The following is a 25,992-nucleotide window of genomic DNA, read 5'->3' as shown; positions in this document are numbered from 1 at the left end:
CGGTCAATCATGCTGGCGCGACCCCGGCGCCGGCGCGACGGGTGTCGCGCCTGACGTTGCCGGACCTGGCGCAGCCGGCGCACTGGGCGCATAGCCAGGCGTAAAGCGCGCATGGCTGCGTTGCTCGTACGCATACGCCAGCTCGATCAGGCGCGGCTCGCTCCAGGCCGTGCCCATGAACAACAGGCCGAGTGGCAAGCCCTGGGCCTGTCCCATCGGCACGCTCAGGCTTGGATAGCCGGCCACTGCAGCGGCACCATAGCCGGCGCCGGGGAAGCTGTCGCCCTTGCCGAGCGTGGTGGTCCACGCCGCGCCGGTGGTGGGCACGATCAAGGCATCCAGGCGATCTGCCTTCAAGGCTGCGTCGATGCCTTCCGGCCCGGCCAACCGCTTGGCGTTGGCGCGCGCGCTCAGATACCCCGCATCATCGAGACCGGGCGCTGCCTGCGCCTGTTCGAACAGCTCCTGCCCGAAGTACGGCATCTCGCGCTGCGCATGGTTGCGATTGAACGCAATCAACTGCTGCAGGGTCGACACGGGCGCGTGGTGGTTTTGCAGATACGCATTCAAGCCGGCCTTGAATTCGACCAATAAGACCATCTGCTCGGCCGCGTCCCACTTGCCATCGGTGACCAGGGCGGTCTCAACCACGGTGGCGCCTGCCGCACGCAGCGTCTGCACGGCGCGGTCGAGCGCTGCGGCGATCGCCGGGTCCTCGCGGAGCGGATTGCGCAACAGGCCCAGGCGCGCGCCACGCAGGCTGTCGGGTTTCAGGTGGGCGAGATAATCGGCGCTGGCCGCCGGTGCCTTGGCAGTGGCGGGGTCCTGCGGGTCGGGGGCGGCGATGGCCTGCAGCACTGCAGCCGCATCGGCGACGCTGCGCGTCATCGGGCCGGCGGTGTCCTGGCTGGTGGAAATCGGGATGATGCCGTCGCGACTGACCAGGCCAACCGTCGGCTTGAGCCCGACCAGGCCGTTGACCGATGCCGGACAGGTAATGCTGCCATCGGTTTCGGTACCGATGCCGACGGTGGCCAGGCTGGCCGCGATGGCCGCACCGGTGCCGGCACTGGAGCCGCAGGGATTACGATCCAGCGCATACGGATTGCGCGTGAGCCCCCCGCGTCCGCTCCAGCCGGAACTGGATTGGGTGGAGCGGAAATTGGCCCATTCGCTGAGGTTGGTCTTGCCCAGGATCACCGCACCGGCAGCGCGCAGGCGCTGCACCACGAACGCGTCGCGGTCGGGACGGAACTCGGCCAACGCCAGCGAGCCGGCGCTGTTGACCATCGGCAGCGCGTCGATATTGTCCTTGAGCAGTACCGGGATGCCGTGCAGCGGCCCACGCACATGGCCGGCTTTGCGTTCGGCATCCAGGGCGCGGGCGTCGGCTTCGGCCTGCGGATTGAGTTCGATCACCGCGTTGAGCCTGGGGCCGGCGCGATCGATGCTGGCAATACGCTGCAGATACGCGCGCGTCAGTTGCAGGCTGCTGCTCTGGCCGCTGGCCATGCGCGCCTGCAGGCCGGCCACGTCGGCCTCGGCCAGATCGATGGGGGTGGCGGTGGAATCGCTGGGAGTAGCGGTCGCCGCGCGCGACGCGTCATCGGCATGCGCACAGCCACATAGCGCTGCCAGCAGCGCGAAAGACAAAGTGATGGATCGCATGAATGGTCGTCCCCGGGGAGAAGTCGCAGGCTAACGGCGCTGCGTCGGGGTGACAACGGAGGACGTGCCCGCCAACGGGTAGGCAGGCTCAGCGACGGCGGCGTCGCACCAGGTCGCGTGCCAGCACGCCGACCACCAGCAGGTTGATCGCCAGCACGCCCCAGGCGGTCCAGCCGGGATGACGCACGATGGCGTAGATATCGAAAGGCAGATAGATGGCCGCCGACAGGCAGCCCAGCACCGAGGCCCACGCCTTGGCACGCCACAGACCCCAGGCTTCCACCACATGCAGCAGGCCATAGGCCAGCATGGCGGCAGCGGCCAGATGCACTGCATCGGGACTGATGGTCTTGAGCAACGACGGCAGTGCGCCGTGGTCGGGGTCCAAATTGAAGCGGCGGATCAGGGTGATGACCGCGTTTTGCAGCGGGAGCGGGCCCAGAATTTCCAGGCCCGTCGCCGCCAACAGCGCAAGCGTCCCCTTGACCGCCTCAAGCAAGGCGATCACATGCAGTCCCGGATGCGCGCGCGGATCCGGGCTATAGGGTTTGTCACTCACGCGTCAGCTCAACAACTCAGCCCGAACGGCCAGCACGCTTGCGGTCGCTCTCGGTCAGGAACTTCTTGCGCAGGCGGATTTCCTTCGGGGTGACTTCCACCAGCTCGTCGTCCTCGATGAAGTCCAGCGCCTGTTCCAGCGTGTACTTGATCGCCGGGGTCAGCTTGATCGCATCGTCCTTGCCCGAGGCGCGCATGTTGGTCAGCGGCTTGGTCTTGATCGCGTTGACGGTCAGGTCGTTGTCCTTGGAATGGATGCCGACCAGCTGGCCTTCGTACACGTTGTCGCCTTCGGCGGCGAACAGGCGGCCACGCTCTTCCAGCGGTCCCAGTGCATAGGCCGGCGTTGCGCCCGGTGCATTGGCAATCATCACGCCGTTCTGGCGCTTGGCGATCGCGCCCTGTTCCTTCGGACCGTAGTGGTCGAACACGTGGAACAGCAGGCCCGAGCCCTGGGTCAGGGTGCGGAATTCGTTCTGGAAGCCGATCAGGCCACGCGCCGGGATCATGTAATCCAGACGCACGCGGCCCTTGCCGTCGGGTTCCATGTTCTTCAGCTGGCCCTTGCGGGTGCCCAGCTTTTCCATCACGCCGCCCTGGTGCTGTTCTTCGATGTCCACCACCAGCTGTTCGATCGGCTCCATCAGCTTGCCGTCGATTTCCTTGATGATCACTTCCGGACGCGACACGGCCAGTTCGTAGCCTTCACGACGCATGTTTTCGATCAGCACCGACAGGTGCAGCTCGCCACGGCCGGAGACCAGGAATTTGTCGGCGTCCGAGCCTTCCTCGACCTTCAGCGCCACGTTGTGCACCTTCTCGCGGTCCAGACGGTCGCGCAGCTGGCGGCTGGTCAGGAACTTGCCGCCGGACAGGTCCTTGTTACCGGCGAACGGCGAGTTGTTGACCTGGAAGGTCATCGAGATGGTGGGCTCGTCCACGGTCAGCGCCGGCAGCGCTTCGGGATGATCGAGCGCGCACACGGTGTCGGAGATGGTCAGTTCCTGGATGCCGGAGATGGCCACGATGTCACCGGCCTCGGCGGTGTCCTGCTCGATACGCTCCAGGCCCAGGAAGCCCAGCACCTGCAGCACTTTGCCCTGGCGCTTCTTGCCTTCGCGGTCGATCACGCTGACCGGCATGTTCTTCTTCAGGGTGCCGCGCTGGATGCGGCCGATGCCGATCACGCCGACGAAGTTGTTGTAGTCCAGCTGGCTGATGCGCATCTGGAACGGGCCGTCCGGGTCAACGTCCGGGGCCGACACGTGCTGCATGATCGCTTCGTACAGCGGAGTCATGTCGCCTTCGCGCACGTCCGAATCCAGGCTTGCGTAGCCGTTCAGTGCGGAGGTGTAGACGATCGGGAAATCCAGCTGCTCGTCGGTGGCGCCGAGCTTGTCGAACAGGTCGAACACCTGGTCGATCACCCAGTCAGGGCGTGCGCCGGGACGGTCGATCTTGTTGACCACCACGATCGGCTTGAAGCCCATCGCAAAGGCCTTCTGGGTCACGAAGCGGGTCTGCGGCATCGGGCCGTCCATCGCGTCGACCAGGATCAGCACCGAGTCCACCATCGACAGCACGCGCTCGACTTCGCCACCGAAGTCGGCGTGTCCGGGGGTGTCGACGATATTGATGCGGTTGCCCTGCCAGGTGATGGCGGTGTTCTTGGCCAGGATCGTGATGCCACGTTCCTTTTCCTGGTCGTTGCTGTCCATCACGCGCTCAGCCAACACGGTGCGTTCGGACAGGGTGCCGGACTGCTTCAGCAGGCAGTCGACGAGGGTGGTCTTGCCATGGTCGACGTGCGCGACGATGGCGATATTGCGGAGTTTTTCGATAGACATGCGGAAAGGGCCCCTGTCTGGCGCCAGTCTTGAGATGAGGTAAGCCCGACATTATAGCGGTTTCGTTGCGCTGCCGTTGCCGATTGCCCTGAGTCGATTCAGATCGCCCATTCAGCGGGCGTGACGGGCCGGGTCCGTGGCAGGCGGGAGCGTTGGACGATGGTCGTACCCATACGGCCGGCCACGCACCCGGGTGTATCCTAGCGGGCTATTGATCACCCCAGAACCTGCAAGGATTTCTATGTCCCTGATCGCCACTTTCGATACCTCCCGCGGCCCGATCGTCGTCGAGCTGTACCCGGACAAGGCCCCGCTGACGGTTGCCAACTTCGTTAACCTGGCCAAGCGCGGCTTCTACAACGGTCTGAGCTTCCACCGCGTCATCGCCGACTTCATGATCCAGGGCGGTTGCCCCGAAGGTTCCGGCCGCGGCGGCCCGGGCTACCGTTTCGAAGACGAGGCCAACAATGGCGTCGGTCACGAGCGCGGCGTGCTGTCCATGGCCAATGCCGGCCCGAACACCAACGGCAGCCAGTTCTTCATCACCCACACCGCCACTCCGTGGCTGGACGGCAAGCACACCGTGTTCGGCAAGGTCACCCAGGGCCTGGACGTGGTCGATAGCGTTGCCCAGGGCGACACCATCAAGACGCTCACCATCGAAGGCGACACCGACGCCGTGCTGGCCGCCAAGGCCGACCGCGTTGCGGAGTGGAACAAGATCCTCGCCGCCTGATCGCATCCCGTCGAACGGCCGCCATGTGCGGCCGTTCGCTTGTCAATGCGCGCCGCCCGGCCTTGCGCCCCGCCAGCGTGCGACCCCCACCAACGTTTTTTAGCAGAGGAAACACCCCATGAAAGCACCTGTTCGTGTTGCTGTGACCGGCGCCGCCGGCCAGATCGGCTATGCCCTGCTGTTCCGCATCGCTTCCGGCGAAATGCTGGGCAAGGACCAGCCGGTCATTCTGCAGTTGCTTGAACTGCCGATTGAGAAGGCCCAGGCCGCCCTCAAGGGCGTGATGATGGAGCTGGAAGACTGCGCGTTCCCGCTGCTGGCCGGCATGGTCGGTACCGACGACGCCGAAGTGGCCTTCAAGGACGTCGACGTCGCCCTGCTGGTCGGTTCGCGTCCGCGCGGCCCGGGCATGGAGCGCAAGGACCTGCTGCTGGCCAATGCGGAGATCTTCACCGCACAGGGCGCGGCCCTGAACAAGGTCGCCAAGCGCGACGTGAAGGTGCTGGTGGTCGGCAACCCGGCCAACACCAACGCCTACATCGCCATGAAGTCGGCGCCGGACCTGGACCCGAAGAATTTCACCGCCATGCTGCGCCTGGACCACAACCGTGCGCTGAGCCAGCTCTCGGCCAAGCTCGGCAAGCCGGTGGCCGGCATCGAGAAGCTGGTGGTGTGGGGTAACCACAGCCCGACCATGTACCCGGATTATCGTTTCGCCACCGCCGATGGCGCCTCCATCGGCGATACGATCAACGATCAGGAGTGGAACGCTTCCACGTTCATCCCGACGGTGGGCAAGCGCGGCGCAGCGATCATCGAAGCGCGTGGCCTGTCCTCGGCTGCCTCCGCCGCCAATGCCGCCATCGACCACATCCGTGACTGGGTGCTGGGCACCAACGGCAAGTGGGTGACGATGGGCGTGCCGTCGGACGGCTCCTACGGCATTCCGGAAGGCGTGATGTTCGGCTTCCCGGTCACCACCGAAAATGGCAAGTACACCATCGTCAAGGATCTGCCGATCGACGACTTCAGCCAGAAGTACATCGACAAGACCCTGGCCGAGCTGGAAGAAGAGCGCAGCGGCGTGGCGCATCTGCTGGGCTGAGTTGTTCGATCACTGCAGTCATGAAAACGCCGGGCATTGCCCGGCGTTCTTTTATTGCGCGTCGTGTCGCAGACGCCTGCGCTGTCAGGCCAGACCTTCGGCCTTGAGTGCAGCCTGCACATCGGCATCGGCCAGCATGCGTTGCACGAACGCCTGCAGTGCGTTCAAGCCATCCAGATTCACCGCGACTTTCTGCGCCCACAGCAAGGTGACGAACAAATACGCATCGGCACCGGTGTGGCTGTCGCTGGCAAGCCAGGTACGACCTTGCAGATGCGCATCGACGCGCGCGTACAGCGTGCGCAATTTGACGCGCGCATCGTCCTGGCTGCGCGCAATCAGCGCCGGGTCTTGCAGATACGCGGTGCTACCGAAGATCGGCTTGAAAGTGGGGTGCACGTCGGCATTGACGAAGGCGATCCAACGATTGATTTCGGCACGGCTGCGCGCGGTGCCATCGCCGGATAGGCCGGTAAGTGGTGCGATGTCGGCGATGTAATTGAGGATGGCTGCATTCTGGGTCAGTGCCCAATCGTCGACCAGCAGCAATGGCACGGCGCCTGCTGGATTCAGACGCAGATACTCGGGAGATTTCATCGTCGCCGCATCGACCACACTCAGGTCGAACGGCAGCCCCGACCAACGCAACACGATGTGATCTGCCAGCGAACAAGCGCCGGGCTTGGTATACAGCTTCATGGACGATCCACGCGAAAATGAAGACCCAAGCTTAGCGGGCAGGCGATGCCGTGTGGAGCGCGCAGCGGGTATCGGGGGCTTGAGTAGGATGTCGCCATTGGCCCATTGGCCCGTTGGTCGCTGAAGTTGGTGTTATGCCGATACGAAGGACACTGCCAAGCTAGCCAGCGCGGCAAGTCGCGGCAGCGGCCTTGGCGTGGTCAGGGTCTTCTTTGCAACCCGTCAGGGTGCGGAAAGCGAGTCGGTGCCTGATACGGCTTTCTGCCGCGCCGGTCGATCGCCAGGCGTGCGGCGTGTCCGTTGTACTGCGACGCATGAGTGTCTCGAGATGGACGCCTTAAGACGCGTCAACGCATCGGCACTGCATCTCGATAATCAATGACCTCAGCGACGTATGACGCTCAGAGATGCCGCGACACTGCGCGCTCAGGACGCGTTGCGCGGGCGCAGCGATTGCACGCGATAGAACGTGTGGTCGCCGATGGTGGCCACCTGATAGGCATTACGCCAGCTAGGGCTCGCGATTGCGCTTGCGGCAAAGTGACTGGCGCCCGGCACGATCTCTTTGCGTTGGCCAACTGGCAATGCCCAGTTGCGCTGCGCCGCCAGTGCCACGCCCAATGCCTTGTTCCAGGCATCGTCGTTCTTCAGCTGCGTGCCTGGCGCCACGATCGTCGGCGCGAACTGCTTGCGTGCAGTGACCACCTGACACATCGAGTCGCCCCACAAACCGCTATCCAGGCGACGCAATGCAACTTCTGCAACGGCCTGCTGGCCACGCAAGGTCTGGTCGCGCGCTTCCAGATAGACGGTCGTGCTCAAACACAGCGAATCTGCAGCTGGCTGCGGCAACACATGCGACAGCCAGAGTATCCAAACAAGTTTCATAGAACTCCTTGCTCCGTATGGGCCGGTCCGCAGAGCATCCAATGTGGATGCACCAGTGCAGAGGGCTTGGCGTCATGGGGAGGCGACCTGCCACCGGTCGCCAAATGCTTCGGCGAAAGACCATCTGCCGAAGGCGCCCACCAAATGCGGCGGGTCAAAAAGTTGGCGCAAGGTAGGCGTCGATCACACAATCGCGGCTGAATGAGAGGGGTTGACGATTCTGATTGCCCGCAGTGCATCGCGCTGCGAAACAGCCTAGCGTGCATCGCAACATCGAATCTGCGTCGCAGTGTTGAAAGCGACTGTTGTGTTGCATGAATTATTTGCCACATCGCGCGCGCTGCGGCAGTGCGTGTCGGTTCCGATGATGGCCTGGTGGCCAAAAACCGCGTTCCTGATAAAGCAAATTTCATACACGCACTCGTCACGCGTGGTTGTGCTCTCGACCGGGGCTGCGTAATTCGGTTTCGTACATCGATCAAGGGGGCGCGAGAAAGACGGGCGTCGCGCAGATGCACTGGATGGCGAAAGTGCTAGCGTCCGAGCTGCAGCGGTGTGTGTGTTGCAGCACTGGCGCTTTATGCATCTCTTTTGCGTGGATGCGCAGTCTTGACGCATCTCGCTGATCACGCCATCAAAAGCAGTACAGACAGCTAGCTGTTGCAGCGAAAGCTATCTGCCATCACGACGTGATAGCCGTCGTCGCATGATGTTCGGAGGCTACGTAGCGATGTTTCGAAAGCTCGTCGAGCATTCGATGCGCCAGTGATGTGTCTTATTGCGTTGCGATGTTTGCGCGGTCGCATGTTCAAGAGCGCAAGAGCGCAAGAGCGCAAAGATGCTCAAGTGCAGAAGTGTCAGATACAAAAGCTCTAAGACCAATGGATGCCAAAGCGAAGGGGGCGTTGATACGCCAGGTGCTGCAATCAGTGCAGCACGCACTGTCGTCAGAAACGTGCATGCACGTTGCGAAAATCTCTGTCGATGCGATAAGACACGCGGTGTGATCGCATCCCACAGGCGCACGCTGATGCTGTAGCGGTGATTGCGAATCGACAATGCAGGCAGCAAGCGGTGACCTGAGCGCGTTTTAGGTGCGCGAAGTGCCCGCGCCTCTACCACACAGGCCCGTGTCGAGATGCGCTGCCGCGTAGGCGCGCAATGCGACAGGCGGTAATGCGTGCGGTAACGATGCATGCGGCACTTATCGCCGGTCCGCACGGCAAGAAAGAGAATCGGCGTGGCATGCCACCACATCCGCATGCATGGCGACGTCGGTAACGCTGCATGCACGGCAGTCGTGCAGCCAGGCCCCGAACGCAACGACGGCGTCGTCGTGACGCCGTCCTGGAAAATCCGTTACAGGGTCGCGGCCAGCCGACTTGCCTGGTTGATCGCACGCTTGGCATCCAGTTCGGCCGCCACATCCGCGCCGCCGATCAAATGCGGCTGCCGGCCGTTGGCTTGCAGCGCGGTCAGCAATTCGCGACGCGGCTCCTGCCCGGCGCACACCACCACCGTACCGACATCCAGCAGCTGTTCGCTGCCTTCCACGCGAATGCGCAGGCCGGCATCGTCCACGCCCAGATATTCCACGCCGCCGAGCATCTTGACGCCCTTGGCCTTGAGCGTCGCGCGGTGGATCCAGCCAGTGGTCTTGCCCAGGCGTCCACCGGGCTTGCCGGGGCTGCGCTGCAACAGCCAGACCTGACGAGCGGCACGCTCGGGTTGCGGTTTGGTCAACGCACCGCGCGCTTCGAAGCTCGGGTCGACGCCCCATTCGGTCATCCAGCGCTGCGGATCCAGCGAAGGCGATTCACCCGTGTGCACCAGAAACTCGCCGACATCAAAGCCAATTCCGCCGGCACCGATGATGGCCACCTTGTCGGCGGCTACGTGGCGGCCCAGCACCACGTCGAGGTAGCTCACCACCATCGGATGATCGGCACCGGGGAAATCCACCTTGCGCGGCTTGATGCCGGTTGCCAGCACGACTTCGTCGAAGTCTTTCAGATCGGCCGCCTGCACCGGGGTGTTCAAACGCAGCTGCACGCCGGTCGCTTCGATGCGATGGCCGAAATAACGCAAGGTCTCGTTGAACTCTTCCTTGCCCGGAATGCGCCTGGCGACATTGAATTGCCCGCCAATCGCATCGCTTGCATCGAACAAGGTCACCCGATGCCCGCGTTCTGCCGCCACCGTCGCGCAGGCCAGACCGGCCGGGCCGGCACCGACCACGGCAATGCGCTTGGGCGTGGCAGTCGGGGTGTAGTTCAGTTCGGTCTCGTGTGCGGCACGCGGGTTGACCAGGCAGCTGGCCAGCTTGTTGTCGAACACGTGATCCAGGCAGGCCTGGTTACAGGCAATGCACGTATTGATGGTATGCGACTGCCCGGCGCGCGCCTTGTTGGTCCACTGCGGGTCGGCCAGCAGCGGCCGCGCCAGCGACACCATGTCTGCGGCACCGTCGGCCAGGATGCGCTCGGCCACCTCCGGCATGTTGATGCGGTTGGTTGCCACCACCGGAATGCGCAGATGCGGCTTGAGTTTGGCAGTGACCCCGGCAAACGCAGCGCGCGGCACCGAGGTGGCGATGGTGGGAATGCGCGCTTCGTGCCAGCCGATACCGGAATTGATGATGGTTGCGCCGGCCGCTTCGATCGCCTGCGCCTGGGCCAGGATTTCCTGCCACTGGTTGCCGTCTTCGACCAGATCCACCAGCGACAGCCGGTAGATAATGATGAAGTCCGGCCCACAGGCCTCGCGGATGCGCCGCACGATCTCCACCGCAAAGCGCATGCGCTTGCTCGCATCGCCGCCCCAGGTGTCGCGGCGCCGATTGGTGCGCGCGGCGGTGAATTCGTTGATCAGATAGCCTTCCGAGCCCATGACCTCGACCCCGTCGTAGCCCGCTTCGCGCGCCAGCCGCGCGGCACGCGCATAGGCGGCGACCTGCCGGTCCACTGCGCCGGCCGACAAGGCGCGCGGAGTGAACGGGTTGATCGGTGCCTTGAGCCTGGATGGCGCAACCGACAGCGGGTGGTACGCGTAGCGCCCGGCGTGCAGCAGTTGCAGGCAGATCTTGGCGCCGTGTTCGTGAACTGCGCGGGTGACCTGGCGATGCGGGCGTACCTCCCAAGGCCACGATAACTTGCCGCCGAACGGCTTGAGCCAGCCCACCACATTCGGCGAAAACCCACCGGTCACGATCAGGCCCACGCCACCGGCGGCGCGCTCTGCGAAATACGCCGCCAGCTTGGGGAAGTCGCGCGCACGGTCTTCCAGGCCCGTGTGCATCGAGCCCATCAGGACGCGATTACGCAGTTGCGTGAAGCCCAGATCGAGCGGGGTGAACAGGTGCGGGAAAGACAAGGCGGAGGGACCGGTGGCGGGCGACATGATGTGGATACGCTGGCGTACGGATTGCGCACGATGCCGGCAAACCGGCCTGGCGGCAAGTCCTGACGCATGCAGCGGCCCTGCCGATGCCGGAGACGCCCGGCCGGCAACACACGCCTTCGCTGCCGCCCGCACGGGCGCGCGCCGATACGCAGGCGCTGCGCGCATCCATGCATCGCGGCGGCGACCTGAGCCAGACCGCCGCCTTACCAGCCGGCCAGCACCAGCTTACCGATAGTGCTGCCGCTTTCCAGTCGACGGTGCGCCTCGCGCAGCTGCTGCGCATTGATCGGCGACAGCGTCTCGGTATGCGTGGTGCGCAGCTCGCCGGCATCGATCAGGCTGGCCGCCCGGTTGAGGATGCGGTGCTGCTCGACCATGTCCTCGGTCGCGTAGCGCGCGCGCGTGAACATCAGCTCCCAATGGATGCCAATGCACTTGGATTTGTATGGGTCGCCGATCGACAACGGCCCGCGCGGCTCCACGATCAGGCCCACATGGCCCTGTGGCGCCAGCACTTCGCCCAGTGGCTGCCAGTAGCGGTCGGTGTCGGCCAGATTGAGCGCCGCGTCCACCGTTTCCAGCCCCAGCGCCTGCAGTTGCGGCTGCAGCGGTTGGTGATGATCGATCACGTGGTGGGCGCCCATTTGGCGAACCCATTCGATGCTCTCCGGGCGCGAGGCGGTGGCAATCACCGTGAACCCGGCATGCCGCGCCAGCTGGATCGCGATGGAGCCCACGCCACCCGCGCCGCCGATGATGAGCAGATGCCTGCCGCGATTGCGTGCACCGTCGAATGAAAAGGGCATGCGCTGGAACAGCAGCTCCCACGCCGTCAGGGTGGTCAGCGGCAGCGCGGCCGCCTGCGCGAAGCTGAGCGAGGTCGGTTTGCATCCGGCAATGCGGGCGTCCACCAACTGATACTGCGCATTGCTGCCCGGCCGCCCGATATCGCCGGCATAGTAGACCTCGTCGCCGACCGCGAAGGCGGTGACCTCCGGGCCGACCGCCTCGATCACTCCGGCTGCGTCGTAACCCAGGACCTTCGGCGCCTGCAGGGGCTGCGGCTTGGGCGCGCGCACCTTCGTATCGACCGGGTTCACGGAGATCGCCTCCACCCGCACCAATAAGTCATACCCCGACGGCGCCGCAGGTGCCGGAAGTTCCATGTCAAGCAGCGATTCGGGATCGTTGATCGGAAGATGGCGGGTGAGGGCGACAGCTTTCATTGGAGCGCTCCTGAGCGGGAGGTTCAGGGTGCGTTGTGGGGCAAGTCGCCTGCAACCATCCACCCCACAATTCAGCTCGGACAGGGCTTGGCGTTCACCAATGTAGTTTTCAAGGCAACCTGGAACGCTGAAAACCAGTCAGCACGGAACCGTATTCAAGTGACTTAATTGGGCTGCCGTTCATGCAGGCGCGCTATTCGAATTGGGCCCCCGGTCCTTTCCTTCATGAAGCTGTATACGTAGTATTGCTTGGCGTTGCGGGACCTGGTGATTGCTTTCACATGTTATATGACCGTTAACGCGATCTTCACCGAGGCCGGCTTAATCTGCGCCCCGATGGCTCTGGATGTGACGAGCATCTTTACCAAGCACAACGCCTCTATCGGTTTTATCTCCCAAAGAAGGAGCTGTATAAATGAACAAGAAAATTCTCACTGCCGCGTTGCTCGGCGGTCTGGCAGTTGCCCAGGCTGCTTCCGCGCAGGAGTTCGACGACCGTTGGTACCTGACCGGTAGCGCTGGCTTCAACTTCCAGGACAGCGATCGCCTGACCAATGATGCCCCGTTCGTCACCCTGGGTCTGGGCAAGTTCGTCAGCCCGAACTGGTCGATCGACGGTGAGCTGAACTATCAGAACCCGAACTTCGATGCCAACCAGGATCTGAACTGGAGCCAGTACGGCATCTCGTTCGACCTGCGTCGCCACTTCATCCAGGAAGGCCGCGGCTGGAACCCCTACCTGCTGTTCGGTCTGGGCTACCAGCGTTCGGAAGAAGAATTCGACGCGACCCCGAACCCGGTTTCGCCGGGCCAGCAGAAGGACGGCAACTTTGCCGCCAAGGCTGGTGTCGGTCTGCAGACCACCTTCGACAAGCGCGTTGCCGTGCGTGCCGAGTTGGCCTACCGCGCTGACTTCAACGACCAGAGCGTTGCTGCTCCGCAGGAAGACTGGTTCGGCGACGTGCTGGCTTCGGTCGGCGTCGTGATCCCGTTGGGACCGGCTCCGTCGACCGCTCCGCCGCCGGCTCCGGCTCCGGTTGCGCCGAGCTGCGCCGATCTGGATGACGACGGTGACGGCGTCAACAACTGCGACGACAAGTGCCCGAACTCGCAGCCTGGCCAGACCATCGGTCCGGACGGTTGCCCGGTTCCTGTCTCGATCGACCTGAAGGGCGTGAACTTCGACTTCAACAAGTCGACCCTGCGTCCGGATGCCGTTTCGATCCTGAGCGAAGCGACCGAGATCCTGAAGCGCTACCCCGACCTGAAGGTCGAGGTTGCCGGTCACACCGACTCGAAGGGTACCGACGCGTACAACCAGAAGCTGTCCGAGCGTCGTGCGACCACCGTGTACGACTACCTGACCAAGAACGGCGTCGATGCGTCGCGTCTGGTCGGCCCGATCGGCTACGGCGAGAGCCGTCCGATTGCTCCGAACACCAACCCGGATGGTTCCGACAATCCGGAAGGTCGTGCGAAGAACCGTCGTACCGAGCTGAACGTCCAGAACTAATCGGACCGCTAGCTTTGTTGCAGACAAAACCCGGCCTCGTGCCGGGTTTTGTCTATGCAGGCTCGGGAAAAGCGCGCTCAAGCGCTGCCGATCCTGTCTGTGTTGCCATCCATGCACGGTTCCTGTTGAAACAGCGTTCATCGCTGCCTACACTCGCCGCGTCAACACCACACTCATACTTGGAAGAACCCGATGCTGCGTACCGCTACGGCAGGACTGCTCTGTCTCGCTCTGATCCCCGCTGCCTACGCCGCTCCAAACTGCGCCGGCAGCATGGTGTCCCAGCCACTGCCGTTGCCCGCCACCGTCGTTGCACCCGCGGCTGCCGAGTTCTACACCCGTAGCGTGCAGCTGGGCATGCCTACCGGCGTGCTGGCACAGCCCTATAGCAGCGACCAGTCGGTGGATCGTGTGCTGCTGCGCCTGCGCGTGGAAGGTTGCCAGGATCTGGCCAAGGTCATTCCACCCGGTGGCACCGTCAACCCGAACGACCCGGCGGCCTACAAGGCCACGACCGCGTTCGACAACACCCCGTGGCGCTTTGACATGAGCCAGAACGGCAAGCGCATGACGGCAGAAGAATTCGATGCCTGGATGAAGGCTCGCGGTGTGCGCGTGGTCAAGGCACGCCCGGCCGCTGGCGCGGCACCTGCAGCGGCAGCGCCCGCAGCACCTGCGGCCGACGCCAAGTCGGTCGAAAACAAGTAAGCCCTGCGGTCGGGACGGCATGCCCCGGCGACCTGCGCCGGCAACGTCCCGGCAGCGTCAGCGTGGTCCGGGGGCGGGCGTCGCGGTGCGCGTATCCGCGGCCGCATCCGCCAATGCCGCGCCACGCCATGGGCTGGCGCGCGTACTGTCCAAGCTTGGCGTGTGTTCGCGCACCGAGGCGGCGCGCTGGATTGCCGATGGCCGCGTGAGCGTGTCGGCGCGTGTGGTGCGCGACCCCGAATTTCCGATCCGCGGCGATCAGCAATCGTCCATCGCTGTCGATGGGCAACCGCTGGCGGGACTGGCGCGTTGCTACCTGATGCTCAACAAACCGCGCGGCGTGGTCACCACCGTGCGCGACGAGCAGGGCAGGGACACGGTCTACCGTTGCTTCGATGGCGCCGGCTTACCGTGGATCGCGCCGGTAGGGCGCCTGGACAAGGCCAGCGAAGGCCTGTTGCTTTTCAGCAACGACCCACAGTGGGCGGCGGCGGTGACCGACCCGGCGACCGGACCGGACAAGACTTACCACGTGCAGATCGATTGCCGTCCCAGTGCCGCGCAACTGGCGCAACTGCAGGCCGGTGTGGTCGATCCCGATCCGCAGGGCCAGGGCGTACTGTTGCGCGCCAAGCAGGTCAGCGTACTGCGCGAAGGCGAGCGCAATGCCTGGCTGGAAATCGTGCTGGACGAAGGGCGCAATCGGCAGATCCGCCGGCTGGTGGCCGCAGTCGACATCGGCGTATTGCGGTTGGTGCGCGTGGCGATCGGCCCGCTGGCAATGGGGGAGCTGGGCAAAGGCGCGTGGCGGATGCTGAGCGCCGAGGAAGTCAGTGCGTTAGTGCCGGCGGCGCACGCCAGCGCGCCAGACGCGCGCTGAGCAGGGCGCTCACCACTTCGTAAGCGCGGGCGTCGCCGGCGCCGTTGGCATCGTGGCGGCGACCCTTGGCGTGATTGCAGCCGGCACAGGCCAGCGCCAGGTTGCGCGCATCGTTGGCATCCTCGCCCACCAATGCGCACAGCGACGCCGCCGCGCGCCGACCGAACCAGGCCTGCGGCACCACGTGTTCGAGCGTGGTGTGGCCAAGCGGTTCGCCGTCGGCGCGCACCTGCAGATGCCGACGGCAGTGCAGGCAGCGCGTTTCCCAATGGCCGTCGCGCAGCTGCGCCTGCGCATCGGTCTGCGCCGCCAGCAGCAGCCGTTGGCGCAGCACCGTGCGCATGCTCAGGCGTCGATGACCTTGAGTTCGCGCCCGATCTTGATGAACGCTTCGATCGCTCGATCCAGGTGCTCGCGCGTATGCGCTGCGCTGATCTGGGAGCGAATGCGCGCCTGGCCTTTTGGAACCACCGGGAAGAAAAAGCCGATGGCGTAGATGCCTTCCTCCAGCAAGCGCTCGGCGAATTTTTGCGCCAGCGGTGCGTCGTACAGCATCACCGGGCTGATCGGATGCACGCCCGGTTTGACGTCGAAACCGGCGGCGGTCATGCGTGCGCGGAAATACGTGGTGTTTTCGACCAGCTGCGTCCGCAGCTCGCCGGCGGCATCCAGCATTTCGAAGGCTTTGATGCCGGCAGCCACCACGTGCGGCGGCAATGAATTGGAGAACAGGTAGGGACGCGAACGCTGGCGCAGCAGCTCGATCACTTCGCGCTTTGCGGTGGTGAAGCCGCCCAATGCGCCGCCCATGGCCTTGCCCAGCGTGCCGGTGAAGATGTCGATCTGGTCGAGTACGCCCTTGACCTCGGCCGAGCCGCGGCCGGTGTCGCCGAGGAAGCCGGTGGCATGGCATTCGTCGATATGCACCAGCGCGTTGTATTTGCGGGCCAGGGCAGTGATTTCGTCGAGCGGTGCGATGAAGCCGTCCATCGAGAAAACGCCGTCGCTGGTGATCAGCTTGGTCTTGCACCCGGCGGCGTCGGCGGCCTGCAGCTGCGCTTCCAGGTCGGCCATGTCGCAGTTGGCGTAGCGGAAGCGCTTGGCCTTGCACAGGCGCACGCCGTCGATGATGGAGGCATGATTGAGCGCATCGGAAATGATGGCGTCGTGCTCGCCGAGCAGCGGTTCGAACAGGCCGCCATTGGCATCGAAGCAGGCTGCGTAGAGGATGGTGTCTTCGGTGCCGAAGAACGTGGCGATGGTGCGTTCCAGTTGCTTATGCAGATCCTGGGTGCCGCAGATGAAGCGCACCGAGGCCATGCCGAAGCCGTGGCTGTCCAGCGCGTCCTTGGCGGCCTGGATGATGTCCGGGTGGTCGGCCAGGCCCAGATAGTTGTTGGCGCAGAAGTTCAGGACGCGGCGGTCATCGGCCAGCGTGATCTCCGCTGACTGCGGGCCGGTGATGATGCGCTCGGACTTGAACAGGCCCTGGGCCTGGATGGCGTCCAGTTCGGCGGCGTAATGGGCGGTCAGCGCGGCGGGAACGGTGGTCATGGCGGTCGCAGTGGCAAAAGAAGCGCGATTTTAACGATCACGGTGGCATACCACTACGTCATGCAAAATCGGCATAAGCGGCGGCGCTGATGTCATTTCACCGCCTGCGTGCCGCTGCGCAGCATGGCATGCTTGCTGTTCAGCTGTGCTCAATCGGCCAGGAGATCGTCGTGACATATTCCCGTTTCCGTTTTACCTCCTTTCTTTTCGCCTTGCTGGTCCTGGCCGGCCCAGCTGGCGCACGCGAAATCGGGCTGCTCAACGTGAGCTACGATCCTACCCGCGAGTTCTATCGCGACTACAACGCCGCCTTTGCAGCGCAGTGGAAACAGCAGCACCCGCAGGACACGGTGACCGTGGAAACTTCGCACGGCGGCTCGGGCAAGCAGGCGCGCGCGGTGATCGATGGCATCGAGGCCGACGTGGTGACCTTGGCGCTGGCCTACGACGTGGATGCCATCGCGCAGAAGGCCAAGCTGATCGAGACCGATTGGGAAAAGCGCCTGCCCGACAACAGTGCGCCGTATACCTCGACCATCGTGTTTCTGGTACGCAAGGGCAACCCGAAGAACATCCATGACTGGCCGGACCTGTTGCGGTCTGGCGTGGCGGTGGTGACGCCGAACCCGAAGACCTCCGGAGGCGCGCGCTGGAACTATCTGGCCGCCTGGGCATACGCCGACCACATCTTCAAGGGCGACCGCGAGCGCACCGTGCGCTATATGCAGGCGTTGTTCCGCAACGTGCCGGTGCTGGATACCGGCGCACGCGGCGCCACCACGACGTTCGTGCAGCGCGGTATCGGCGATGTGCTGCTGGCCTGGGAAAACGAAGCGCTGCTGGCGCGCGAGGAACTGGGCAAGGACAAGTTCGAGATCGTGGTGCCGAAGTTGTCGATCCTCGCCGAGCCGTCGGTGGCGCTGGTGGACAAGAACGTCGACAAGCATGGCACCCGCGAGGTGGCCGAAGCCTACTTGCGCTATCTGTATGCGCCTGAAGGTCAGAAGCTGGCAGCCAAGCATTTCTATCGCCCGCGGCATCCGGAATTTGCCGACCCGGCCGACATCGCGCGGTTTCCGGAGATCAAGCTGGTGACCATCCAGCAGGCGTTCGGCTCCTGGGAGAAGGCCCAGCAAGAGCACTTCGCCGACGGTGGCGTGTTCGACCAGATCCAGGCCAACAAGTAAGCAATGTCGATGTCGGTTGCACCCCACCCAGCGCCGTCATCGCGCCGACGCGTGATGCCGGGGCTGGGCCTGAGTCTGGGAATCACCTTGACCTGGCTTGGCCTGATCGTGCTGATCCCCCTGCTGGGTGTCTTCGTCAAGACCATCGGTCTGGGCTGGGAGGGCCTGTGGCGGGTATGGAGCGAGCCACGCGTGCTGTCGGCGCTGCGGGTGAGCTTCGGCACCGCGTTTGCGGCCGGTGCCTTCAACGCGGTGATGGGCACCTGGGTGGCGTGGGTCTTCGTGCGTTACAGGTTTCCAGGCAGGCGTTTTTTCGATGCGGTGATCGATTTGCCGTTCGCGTTGCCCACCGCGGTGGCTGGCATTGCGCTGACCGCGCTGTATGGCGGCAACGGGTGGGTGGGACGCTGGCTGGAGGCGATCGGGATCAAGGTGGCCTACACGCAACTGGGCATCGTGCTGGCGTTGGTCTTTGTGGGCCTGCCCTTCGTGGTGCGGGTGGTGCAGCCGGTGCTGGCCGAGAGCGATCGTGAAATGGAGGCTGCCGCCGCCACCTTGGGCGCCTCGCGGTGGCAGACGGTCTGGCGGGTGGTGCTGCCGGGGGTGTGGCCTGCGGTCCTGACCGGATTTGCGCTGGCGTTTGCACGCGGCGTGGGTGAATACGGCTCGGTGATCTTCATTGCCGGCAACCTGCCCAATTCCACCGAGATCGCGCCGCTGCTGATCACCATCCGGCTGGAAGAATTCGACTACGCCGGCGCGACTGCCATTGCCGCGGCCATGTTGTTGCTGTCGTTCGTGATCTTGTTGGTGGTCAATACGCTGCAGGCACGGCTGCTGCGCTATCAACGGAGGCCCGCATGAACGATGCTGTTTCATCGCTGCCTTCCATGTTGCCGATCCATGCCATGACCAAGCAGGCGCGTCGCATCAGCGATTCGGCCACCAATGAGCCGCGGTGGGTGCAATGGCTGATGATCCTGGGCGCCGTGCTCTTTCTGCTGGCGTTCTTGCTGCTGCCGCTGGTGCTGGTGTTCGCCGAGGCGTTGCGTGGCGGTTGGGAAACCTTCCTGCATGCGGTGGTCGACCCGGACGCGTTGTCGGCGATCAAGCTGACCTTGCTGGTGACGGCGATCGTGCTGCCGTTGAATCTGGTCTTCGGCGTGGCCGCGGCGTGGGCCGTCAGCAAGCATCAGTTCCGGGGCAAACGCCTGCTGGTCAGCCTGATCGACCTGCCATTCTCGGTGTCGCCGGTGGTGGCGGGCTTGATCTTCGTGCTGATCTTCGGCCGCAACGGCTGGGCCTGGCCGCTGATCGACGAAGGCTGGCATGTGCAGCTGCCGGCGCTGGGCGACCTTGTGATCCAGCTGCCGCGGATCGTGTTCGCGTTGCCAGGCATCGTATTGGCGACCACGTTCGTAACCTTCCCCTTCATCGCGCGCGAATTGATGCCGTTGATGGAGCAGCAGGGCAGCGACGAAGAACTGGCGGCACTGAGCCTGGGCGCGAACGGCTGGCAGATGTTCTGGCGGGTGACGCTGCCCAGTATCCGTTGGGGCCTGTTGTACGGTGTGCTGTTGTGCGCGGCGCGTGCGATGGGCGAATTCGGGGCGGTGTCGGTGGTGTCCGGGCATATCCGTGGACGCACCAATACGCTGCCGCTGCACGTGGAAATTCTCTACAACGAATACGCCTACAGCGCCGCATTTGCCTGCGCGTCGCTGCTGGCATTGACCGCGCTGCTGACGTTGGCGCTGAAGACGTATCTGGAATGGCGACACGGCGATTCGCTGGCCGCCAACCACCGCCATTGAGGTGACCATGGGCATCCGCATTCACCGCCTGCGCAAGCAGTTCGAGACCTTTACTGCGCTGGACAACATCGACCTGGAAGTGCGCCAGGGCGAGTTGCTGGCCTTGCTTGGGCCCTCCGGCTCGGGCAAGACCACGCTGCTGCGGATCATGGCCGGGCTGGAGCATGCCGATGGCGGGCAGGTGCTGTTCGGCGATGAAGATGCCACCCGCATGAGCGTGCAATCGCGTCGGGTCGGCTTCGTGTTCCAGCACTATGCGTTGTTCAAGCATATGGACGTGTTCGAGAACATCGCATTCGGCTTGCGCGTGCGCCGCGGCAACGCGCGTTGGGCCGAAGCGCGCATCCGTGCCCGGGTGGAGGAACTGCTGGCGCTGGTTCAGCTGCAGGGCCTGGAACAGCGTTATCCCACCCAGCTCTCCGGCGGCCAGCGGCAGCGCGTGGCGCTGGCGCGCGCGCTGGCGATCGAACCGCGCGTGCTGTTGCTGGACGAGCCATTCGGTGCGCTGGATGCGCAGGTGCGCCGCGACCTGCGCCGTTGGCTGCGCGAGTTGCACGAACGTACCGGCCTGACCACGGTATTCGTCACCCATGACCAGGAAGAAGCCCTGGAACTGGCCGACCGCGTGGCCATCCTCAATCGCGGCCGCATCGAGCAACTCGACACGCCGGCCATGATCTACGACAAGCCGGCCTCGCCCTTCGTGTATTCGTTCGTGGGTGCGGTGAACCGGATTCCTGGGGTGTTGGCGCAGGGGCAGATCCAGGTGGCTGGGCACGCACTGCCCCTGGCCAACGCTGCGCTGGTTGCAGGGCCGGTCGAGGTGTATGTGCGGCCGGAGGATCTGGTGCCCGACGCGGCGGGCTGGCCGGCCACGGTGGCGTGGTCGCAGCGCAGTGGCTCACGCCTGCGTCTGCGCGCAACGCTGGAGCCGGCGGGCAATGAAGTGGAAGTGGAACTGCCGGCCTCTGCCGGCAGCTTTCAGCCAGGGCAGCAAGTGCGCTTGGCAGCAAGGCAGTACGGGATATTTCCCGCGTAAGCAGGCGCCGGCTGCGGTCCGGGCCCGCCGGAATGGATGTGCGAGACGTAGGTTTCGCCTTCGCCGCGACGAATCTCCAATTCCCAATCCCGGCTTCCGAACATCAAGATTCGGCGCAAGCGGTCGATGACATCAACACCTGATTCGCGCATGGGCTCTTGAGTGTGTGCGCTGGATCAAGCGAACGCGACTTTCATGTTGCGCTGCAATGACAGTTGGACTAATAAGTCTTGGCAGCCTCGCTTCGCGCCATCCCACCGTTCATCGCTCCAGGAGATGCCCATGAAGTCGTCCCCGCTCGCTTGTTGTCTGTCGTTACTGCTGCTCGGCGTTGCGCCGCTTGCGCAGGCGCAGGACGAAGATGCGTCTACATCGCCGTTCAGTGGCACCTTTGCGGTGACCAGCGATTACCTGTTCCGCGGTATTTCGCAGACGAATGAAGAGCCTGCGTTTCAGGCCGGTCTGACCTACAAGACGCCATTCGGGTTGTACCTGGGGACCTGGGGGTCCAACGTCGATTTCGGCGCCGGCGATCCGGATTGGGAAGTTGATGGTTTCGTCGGCTACAACACCGACCTGGGCAGCCACTGGAACTTCGACGTCATGATCAACCGCTACCAGTATCTGGGAGCGGGCGCATCCAACTACGCAGAGCTGATCACCAAGACCACGTTCCTGAAGACCTATAGCGTGACGGTCGCCTACACCGACGATCTCTACGGCAGCAAGACCGATGGCTATTACTACGCCTTCGATGCCAACTGGACGTTGCCGTACGACTTTACCCTCAGCGCGCACGCAGGGCATAGCGTCTACACCTCGTCGCTGAGTCAGGTGGATCACGACTACAACGATTTCGGCGTCAACGTCGGCAAGACGTTCGGCCCGCTGGGTTTGAGCGTGGGTTATTACGACACCAGCAAAGCCGCCGAATTCGGCTTCGGTCGTCAGAATTCGCAGAACCATCTGGTGGCGACGGCGACGGTTGCTTGGCCGTGATGGCGATTGGTTGAAGTGGCTCTGGCAGCGCGCAGAGTCGTCGTCATGCGGAAGCGTTGACGCACCGGGTTTTGTGCCTCTGCGTCCAAGTTAGGTCAAGACTCGAGGCCTGGCTGGTTGGATTTTTGAGTGACTGCAGCTTGCGGATCGATCACGTGTAGAGCCGCCGATCTGCGGATCTTCTGCAGGGTCCTTGCCCGCTCACCGTCGCGAGTGGCGAGGGCATCGTGCCCTCGACCACTAGGCTTTTATCCAGACCCTAGCCGACCCCGCGTCGCATGAGACGCTTCGCTAGCTCCTGAAAATCGCTCGCCGCATTCGTCAGCCCGCGTAGGTCAAAAACGCAAAAGGCGCCTCGCGGCGCCTTTCGCACATCTGCAGTGTCAGCCGATCAATTCCAGCTCAGCACGACCTTGCCGGCCTTGCCTTCTTCCATCAGGTCGAAGCCTTTCTGGAAATCGTCGATCGGCAGCTCATGGGTCAGCACCTTCTGCAGCGGAAAACCCGACAGCACCAGCTGCGTCATCTTGTACCAGGTCTCGTACATCTTGCGGCCATAGATGCCCTGCACGGTGAGGCCCTTGAAGATGATCTTGTCCCAGTCGCAACCGGCGCCACGCGGCATGATGCCGAGCATGGCGATCTTGCCGCCGTGGTACATGCAATCGAGCATGTCGTTGAACGCGCGCGGGTTGCCACTCATTTCCAGGCCCACGTCGAAGCCTTCCATATGCAGGTCGGCCATGACGTCCTTGAGCGAGGTCTTGGAGACGTTGACCACGCGCGTGGCCCCCATGTCTGCAGCCAGCTTGAGCCGGAAATCGTTGACGTCGGTGACCACCACATTGCGCGCACCGATGTGCTTGCAGATGCCGGCGGCAATGATGCCGATCGGGCCTGCCCCGGTGATCAGCACATCTTCGCCGATGACGTCGAATTCCAGCGCGCAATGCGCGGCATTGCCGTAGGGGTCGAAGAACGCGGCAAGCTCGGACGGAATCTGGTCCGGGATCGGCCACAGGTTGCTGGCCGGCATCACCATGTATTCGGCGAAGGCGCCGTTGACGTTGACACCGATCCCGACCGTGTTGGGGCACAGGTGCGGACGGCCGCCACGGCAGTTGCGGCAATGGCCGCATACGATGTGGCCTTCGGCCGACACCCGTTGGCCGACCTGGTAACCGGTCACTGCCGAACCGAGCTCGGCCACGCGGCCGACGAATTCATGACCGATGGTCAGGCCCGGCTTGATCGTGCGCTGGCTCCACTCGTCCCACAGGTAGATGTGCAGGTCGGTGCCGCAAATGGCGGTCTTTTCCAGCTTGATCAGCACCTCGTTGGGGCCGGGCGTCGGCACAGGCACCTGTTCCAGCCAGATGCCCTTGTTTGCTTCGCGCTTGACCAGCGCCTTCATCGTCTGCGCCATCTGGCGGAACCTGCTGAGTGAAAGTAAGCCGGCAATTATAGGCGTCGCGGCCTGCATGCCATGCGGCGGTGCGGGAATGGACATCGTGCCGCCCTGGATCCACGGTGGGCCAGGGCCGATCCGGCCCGTGCCCGGTGGGACGAAGTTGGCACCTGAGCGCAGGATGAGAGCCGCCGTCCAGACCTGTCGCTGCCTGCGAGGGCTAGCGCGTTGGGCCCTCGCAGGCGTGCGTCATCGCCGCCAGCTTCGCTCCAATGCTTGTCAGCCTAGCTTAGAACTTCACATCCAGGCTCATGAAGTACTGCCGCGGTGCGCCGACCACCATGGTCTGGTTGTAGCCATCCGGATCGGAAGCGACGTAGCCGTTGGTGCCGGTGCTGGCAAAGTAGCGCTTGTCGGTGAGATTGCTGATGTTGAGCGCCAGCGCCACATCCGCTACCCCGCCGACACGGCCGAAGTCGTAACGCGCGCCGGCATTGAACAGCCAGTACGACGGCACCTGCGAATCGTTGAGGAAGGTGATGTAGCGCTTGTCCACGTACTTGCCGTCCAGATCCAGGCGCAGGTTGCCGATCTGGTAGCTGGCGCTGGAAGAGAACATCAACGCCGGGATGCCGACCACGTCCTTGCCGGAGGTGGCGACCACGCCGTTGTTGAGGTAATCGTCCTGGTAACGCGAGCGGTTCCACGACAACGAGTTCAACCAGCTCAGGCCTTCGGTCGGGCGCCACATCAGCGCCAGATCCGCGCCGGCGCTGTGCACCGCGCCGACGTTGCTCAGGATCGAGGCGCAGGTCTGCACCGCGGTGCACGGCGAGGTGGTCAGCAGGCGGTTGGAGAACTTGGTGAAGTAGGCGTCGGCCGAGAGCTGGAACTGCGCATCCTGCACGCGATAGCCTACCTGCACGGTCTGCGATTGTTCCGGCTCCAGCGTGGAGCGGCTGCGGTCGAAGGCGGCCTGCGAGGTGGCGAACGGGGTGAAGCCGAACGCCGCGATGTTCTTGCTGTAGGACGCGTACAGGTCCTGGCGTTCGTCGAGCTTGTAGTTCACGCCCAGCTGCGGCAGGGAATTATCTTCGGCGCGGATGCGGCCCTGTGCCAGCGCGGTGGTCGGCACCAGCGATTGCGCGCGCGTGGTGGTGCTGAGCGCCTTTGCGCCGTAATTCAGGGTCAGGCGGTCGTCGAGCAGGCGCACGGTGTCCTGCACATACAACATCCGGGTTTGCGTGGTGTAGCGCTGCAGGAAGTCGCGACGGAACGGGGTCTGTGCTTGGTAGACGTTGTAGAGCGAGGTGTAACCTTCGTTGCCGAGCGCGAAGTAATTGCGGCCCTGCGTGGTGCGCGCGTTTTCTGCCCATGCGCCCACTTCCAGATCGTGATTGCCCCACGACCATTTCAATGCGCTGGTGCCGCCGAAGCGGTCCAGGCCGTAGTCGGTGGTGCGCATCGACACTGGAATCTGCGCGGAGGTGCGCACGTACGGCGTCACCCATTGGCCTTCGCCACGATTGCCGTGGTAATAGCCACTGGCATCGAGCGTGGCGCCGCCAAACACGAAGCTGCCAGACAAGCCTGCCAGGTTGTCGCGACGCAAGCCGCCGCCGGCGTAATAACTGGCATCGAGCCAGCTGTAGTCGCTGGGCAGACCGGCAAGCGATTGTGGGTAGCCGTTGGCCACACCGCTGGTGGCCCCGGTGTTCTGGTAGGCGCGTGCCATCTGCACGGCGGTGGCCCAATCCGGTTGCAGGTAATCGTAGTCCCAGCCGAGCGCGCGCTGGCTGGTCAACGACAGATCCATGTAGTCGTATTCCTTGCGCCGCGAGGTGTCCACGAACAGGCTCAGGCGGTTGCCGTCGCCCCATTGGTACACGGTCTTGAGATTGGCCTGTTCGGATGTCTGATCGCCATAGCCCTTCCACTTGTCGGTGCTGGCATTGGCGTAGGACAGATACGCCGACAACCCATCGCGATCGCCGGTGTCGGCACGCACGAAGGTGCGGCGCGTTGCATCGCTGCCCACCGTCTGCACCAGGCGTGCGCCGGGCGTGGTCTGCGGGTCGGCCGAGTAGAACTGCATGGTGCCGCCAAGATTGGTGTTGGAGGCGGTGCCGAGCGCGCCTGCCCCTTGCGCAATTTCCACCGAACCGAGGTTTTCCGAAATGATGGCGCGCGTGATGTGCAGGCCATTGGTCACGCCATAGCTCATGTTGCCCAGTGGAATGCCATCGAGCGTGTAACCCAGACGGCTTTGATCAAAGCCGTGCAGGGTCACCTGCGTGGACCATTCGTAGGTGCCGAATGGATCGGCGGACTGGAACTGCACGCCCGGCAGTTTTTCCACTGCCTTGAATGCGCTGCTACCGGGCGTCAGCTGCTCGATGTCCTGCTGGCTGATGCGTTGCACCTGGCGCGTGCTGCCTTGTGACACCACGTTGATCGCATCCAGTTGCGTGGCATTGGCGGCGGCATCGGCGGTCACCGCTGCCTCTGCCGGAGCCACGGCAGCCGGGTCGGCCGGTGTCGCAGCCTGCGAAATGACGGGAAGCAGCGTTGCCAGGGCAAGCGCCAGCGGGGTGACATGAAAGCGACGAGCGGAAGTCATGGGGGAGTCCTGTTCGGCCACGGCTGAGGGCGGACGCACGGTGCAAAGCCGGCGTTTCGCGACGCAGGGTGTCAACGGCTCATGAAACATTGATGACGGTCGCTGTCGCAAAACTGTCGTGCTCGCCCGCTATACGTGTCG

General features: G+C 64.0%; 21 protein-coding genes. 10 read left to right on the top strand and 11 right to left on the bottom strand.

All coding sequences use genetic code 11. The features are described from left to right. Nucleotides 1-3: 3 nt before the first annotated feature. The 3 genes from J7360_RS11150 to typA form a co-directional block, all read right to left on the bottom strand. Nucleotides 4-1,653 carry an amidase gene (locus J7360_RS11150; RefSeq protein ID WP_176215037.1) on the bottom strand — a complete coding sequence of 550 codons (1,650 nt, stop codon included), beginning with the start codon at nt 1,651-1,653 and terminating at the stop codon, nt 4-6. 103 nt (nt 1,654-1,756) lie between these two features. Then, nucleotides 1,757-2,176: a DUF2127 domain-containing protein gene (locus tag J7360_RS11145; protein ID WP_008571656.1), complete on the bottom strand. Its 420-nt coding sequence runs from the start codon at nt 2,174-2,176 to the stop codon at nt 1,757-1,759. Between the two features lie 67 nt (nt 2,177-2,243). After that, nucleotides 2,244-4,073, bottom strand: coding sequence for a translational GTPase TypA (gene typA, locus J7360_RS11140; RefSeq protein WP_003486646.1), 1,830 nt, complete (start codon nt 4,071-4,073; stop codon nt 2,244-2,246). Nucleotides 4,074-4,314: 241 nt separating this feature from the next. On the opposite strand from typA, the gene J7360_RS11135 reads away from it, so the two are divergent. Beyond that, entirely contained in the window at nt 4,315-4,809 is a 495-nt protein-coding gene (locus J7360_RS11135; RefSeq protein WP_007968896.1) for a peptidylprolyl isomerase, read from the top strand. A gap of 118 nt (nt 4,810-4,927) precedes the next feature. Next, nucleotides 4,928-5,914: a malate dehydrogenase gene (locus J7360_RS11130; RefSeq protein ID WP_007968897.1), complete on the top strand. Its 987-nt coding sequence runs from the start codon at nt 4,928-4,930 to the stop codon at nt 5,912-5,914. An 84-nt stretch (nt 5,915-5,998) separates the two neighbouring features. On the opposite strand, the gene J7360_RS11125 is transcribed toward J7360_RS11130, so the two are convergent. The 4 genes from J7360_RS11125 to J7360_RS11110 form a co-directional block, all read right to left on the bottom strand. Then, nucleotides 5,999-6,613, bottom strand: coding sequence for a glutathione binding-like protein (locus J7360_RS11125; RefSeq protein ID WP_007970618.1), 615 nt, complete (start codon nt 6,611-6,613; stop codon nt 5,999-6,001). Nucleotides 6,614-7,039: 426 nt separating this feature from the next. Continuing rightward, nucleotides 7,040-7,501, bottom strand: a complete 462-nt coding sequence (locus J7360_RS11120; RefSeq protein ID WP_005915848.1) for a cell wall hydrolase — start codon at nt 7,499-7,501, stop codon at nt 7,040-7,042. 1,359 nt (nt 7,502-8,860) lie between these two features. Then, a complete protein-coding gene (locus tag J7360_RS11115) occupies nt 8,861-10,900 on the bottom strand; it encodes an NADPH-dependent 2,4-dienoyl-CoA reductase (protein WP_209033865.1) in 2,040 nt (679 codons plus the stop codon). Between the two features lie 206 nt (nt 10,901-11,106). Further along, nucleotides 11,107-12,129 (bottom strand): zinc-binding alcohol dehydrogenase family protein, encoded by a 1,023-nt coding sequence (locus J7360_RS11110; protein WP_057661857.1) that lies wholly within the window; start codon nt 12,127-12,129, stop codon nt 11,107-11,109. Nucleotides 12,130-12,544: 415 nt separating this feature from the next. Between J7360_RS11110 and J7360_RS11105 the strand changes: the two genes are divergently transcribed. From J7360_RS11105 to J7360_RS11095, 3 genes are all read left to right on the top strand, one after another. After that, entirely contained in the window at nt 12,545-13,642 is a 1,098-nt protein-coding gene (locus J7360_RS11105; protein ID WP_005915855.1) for an OmpA family protein, read from the top strand. 192 nt (nt 13,643-13,834) lie between these two features. Beyond that, nucleotides 13,835-14,350 (top strand): hypothetical protein, encoded by a 516-nt coding sequence (locus J7360_RS11100; protein WP_007968908.1) that lies wholly within the window; start codon nt 13,835-13,837, stop codon nt 14,348-14,350. A gap of 19 nt (nt 14,351-14,369) precedes the next feature. Then, entirely contained in the window at nt 14,370-15,230 is an 861-nt protein-coding gene (locus J7360_RS11095) for a pseudouridine synthase (protein ID WP_007968912.1), read from the top strand. Here J7360_RS11095 and J7360_RS11090 read toward each other — a convergent pair. Further along, entirely contained in the window at nt 15,181-15,573 is a 393-nt protein-coding gene (locus J7360_RS11090) for an HNH endonuclease (RefSeq protein ID WP_042676276.1), read from the bottom strand. The two genes, J7360_RS11095 and J7360_RS11090, sit on opposite strands and share 50 nt — an antisense overlap. 2 nt (nt 15,574-15,575) lie before the next feature. Beyond that, on the bottom strand, nt 15,576-16,784 hold the full coding sequence (kbl, locus tag J7360_RS11085) for a glycine C-acetyltransferase (protein WP_209033863.1): 1,209 nt from the start codon (nt 16,782-16,784) through the stop codon (nt 15,576-15,578). Between the two features lie 89 nt (nt 16,785-16,873). On the opposite strand from kbl, the gene J7360_RS11080 reads away from it, so the two are divergent. From J7360_RS11080 to J7360_RS11060, 5 genes are all read left to right on the top strand, one after another. Continuing rightward, complete coding sequence (locus J7360_RS11080) at nt 16,874-17,971, top strand: sulfate ABC transporter substrate-binding protein (RefSeq protein WP_007968916.1); 1,098 nt, start codon at nt 16,874-16,876, stop codon at nt 17,969-17,971. A gap of 3 nt (nt 17,972-17,974) precedes the next feature. Beyond that, nucleotides 17,975-18,835: a sulfate ABC transporter permease subunit CysT gene (cysT, locus tag J7360_RS11075; RefSeq protein WP_057661852.1), complete on the top strand. Its 861-nt coding sequence runs from the start codon at nt 17,975-17,977 to the stop codon at nt 18,833-18,835. Beyond that, a complete protein-coding gene (cysW, locus tag J7360_RS11070; RefSeq protein ID WP_057661849.1) occupies nt 18,832-19,785 on the top strand; it encodes a sulfate ABC transporter permease subunit CysW in 954 nt (317 codons plus the stop codon). Before cysT ends, cysW begins: the two co-directional genes overlap by 4 nt. Nucleotides 19,786-19,792: 7 nt before the next feature. Beyond that, nucleotides 19,793-20,824 carry a sulfate/molybdate ABC transporter ATP-binding protein gene (locus J7360_RS11065; protein ID WP_007968921.1) on the top strand — a complete coding sequence of 344 codons (1,032 nt, stop codon included), beginning with the start codon at nt 19,793-19,795 and terminating at the stop codon, nt 20,822-20,824. Between the two features lie 282 nt (nt 20,825-21,106). Next, a complete protein-coding gene (locus J7360_RS11060) occupies nt 21,107-21,823 on the top strand; it encodes a TorF family putative porin (protein WP_057661846.1) in 717 nt (238 codons plus the stop codon). Nucleotides 21,824-22,214: 391 nt separating this feature from the next. Here J7360_RS11060 and tdh read toward each other — a convergent pair whose 3' ends face one another. Continuing rightward, the gene (gene tdh, locus J7360_RS11055; protein WP_209033861.1) at nt 22,215-23,249 is read right to left on the bottom strand and encodes an L-threonine 3-dehydrogenase; all 1,035 of its coding nucleotides are present in this window, start codon (nt 23,247-23,249) and stop codon (nt 22,215-22,217) included. Nucleotides 23,250-23,520: 271 nt separating this feature from the next. Next, nucleotides 23,521-25,941 carry a TonB-dependent receptor gene (locus tag J7360_RS11050; protein ID WP_081027860.1) on the bottom strand — a complete coding sequence of 807 codons (2,421 nt, stop codon included), beginning with the start codon at nt 25,939-25,941 and terminating at the stop codon, nt 23,521-23,523. Nucleotides 25,942-25,992: the final 51 nt, after the last annotated feature.

It is taken from the genome of Xanthomonas sp. D-99 (assembly GCF_017746145.1).
Lineage (GTDB): Bacteria > Pseudomonadota > Gammaproteobacteria > Xanthomonadales > Xanthomonadaceae > Xanthomonas > Xanthomonas cissicola.
The sequence above is the reverse complement of the archived record's forward strand: the minus strand, read 5'-3'. Positions and strand labels throughout refer to the sequence as shown.

Excerpts from the sequence above, each read along its gene's own strand:
- J7360_RS11100 (WP_007968908.1), top strand. The coding sequence starts at position 13,835 with ATGCTGCGTACCGCTACGGCAGGACTGCTCTGTCTCGCTCTGATCCCC.
- J7360_RS11115 (WP_209033865.1), bottom strand. The coding sequence starts at position 10,900 with ATGTCGCCCGCCACCGGTCCCTCCGCCTTGTCTTTCCCGCACCTGTTC.
- J7360_RS11125 (WP_007970618.1), bottom strand. The coding sequence starts at position 6,613 with ATGAAGCTGTATACCAAGCCCGGCGCTTGTTCGCTGGCAGATCACATC.
- J7360_RS11080 (WP_007968916.1), top strand. The coding sequence starts at position 16,874 with ATGTCATTTCACCGCCTGCGTGCCGCTGCGCAGCATGGCATGCTTGCT.
- J7360_RS11105 (WP_005915855.1), top strand. The coding sequence starts at position 12,545 with ATGAACAAGAAAATTCTCACTGCCGCGTTGCTCGGCGGTCTGGCAGTT.
- J7360_RS11090 (WP_042676276.1), bottom strand. The coding sequence starts at position 15,573 with ATGCGCACGGTGCTGCGCCAACGGCTGCTGCTGGCGGCGCAGACCGAT.
- cysT (WP_057661852.1), top strand. The coding sequence starts at position 17,975 with ATGTCGATGTCGGTTGCACCCCACCCAGCGCCGTCATCGCGCCGACGC.
- J7360_RS11050 (WP_081027860.1), bottom strand. The coding sequence starts at position 25,941 with ATGTTTCATGAGCCGTTGACACCCTGCGTCGCGAAACGCCGGCTTTGC.
- tdh (WP_209033861.1), bottom strand. The coding sequence starts at position 23,249 with ATGGCGCAGACGATGAAGGCGCTGGTCAAGCGCGAAGCAAACAAGGGC.
- J7360_RS11130 (WP_007968897.1), top strand. The coding sequence starts at position 4,928 with ATGAAAGCACCTGTTCGTGTTGCTGTGACCGGCGCCGCCGGCCAGATC.
- J7360_RS11110 (WP_057661857.1), bottom strand. The coding sequence starts at position 12,129 with ATGAAAGCTGTCGCCCTCACCCGCCATCTTCCGATCAACGATCCCGAA.
- J7360_RS11095 (WP_007968912.1), top strand. The coding sequence starts at position 14,370 with ATGCCCCGGCGACCTGCGCCGGCAACGTCCCGGCAGCGTCAGCGTGGT.
- kbl (WP_209033863.1), bottom strand. The coding sequence starts at position 16,784 with ATGACCACCGTTCCCGCCGCGCTGACCGCCCATTACGCCGCCGAACTG.
- J7360_RS11120 (WP_005915848.1), bottom strand. The coding sequence starts at position 7,501 with ATGAAACTTGTTTGGATACTCTGGCTGTCGCATGTGTTGCCGCAGCCA.
- typA (WP_003486646.1), bottom strand. The coding sequence starts at position 4,073 with ATGTCTATCGAAAAACTCCGCAATATCGCCATCGTCGCGCACGTCGAC.
- cysW (WP_057661849.1), top strand. The coding sequence starts at position 18,832 with ATGAACGATGCTGTTTCATCGCTGCCTTCCATGTTGCCGATCCATGCC.
- J7360_RS11065 (WP_007968921.1), top strand. The coding sequence starts at position 19,793 with ATGGGCATCCGCATTCACCGCCTGCGCAAGCAGTTCGAGACCTTTACT.
- J7360_RS11135 (WP_007968896.1), top strand. The coding sequence starts at position 4,315 with ATGTCCCTGATCGCCACTTTCGATACCTCCCGCGGCCCGATCGTCGTC.
- J7360_RS11060 (WP_057661846.1), top strand. The coding sequence starts at position 21,107 with ATGAAGTCGTCCCCGCTCGCTTGTTGTCTGTCGTTACTGCTGCTCGGC.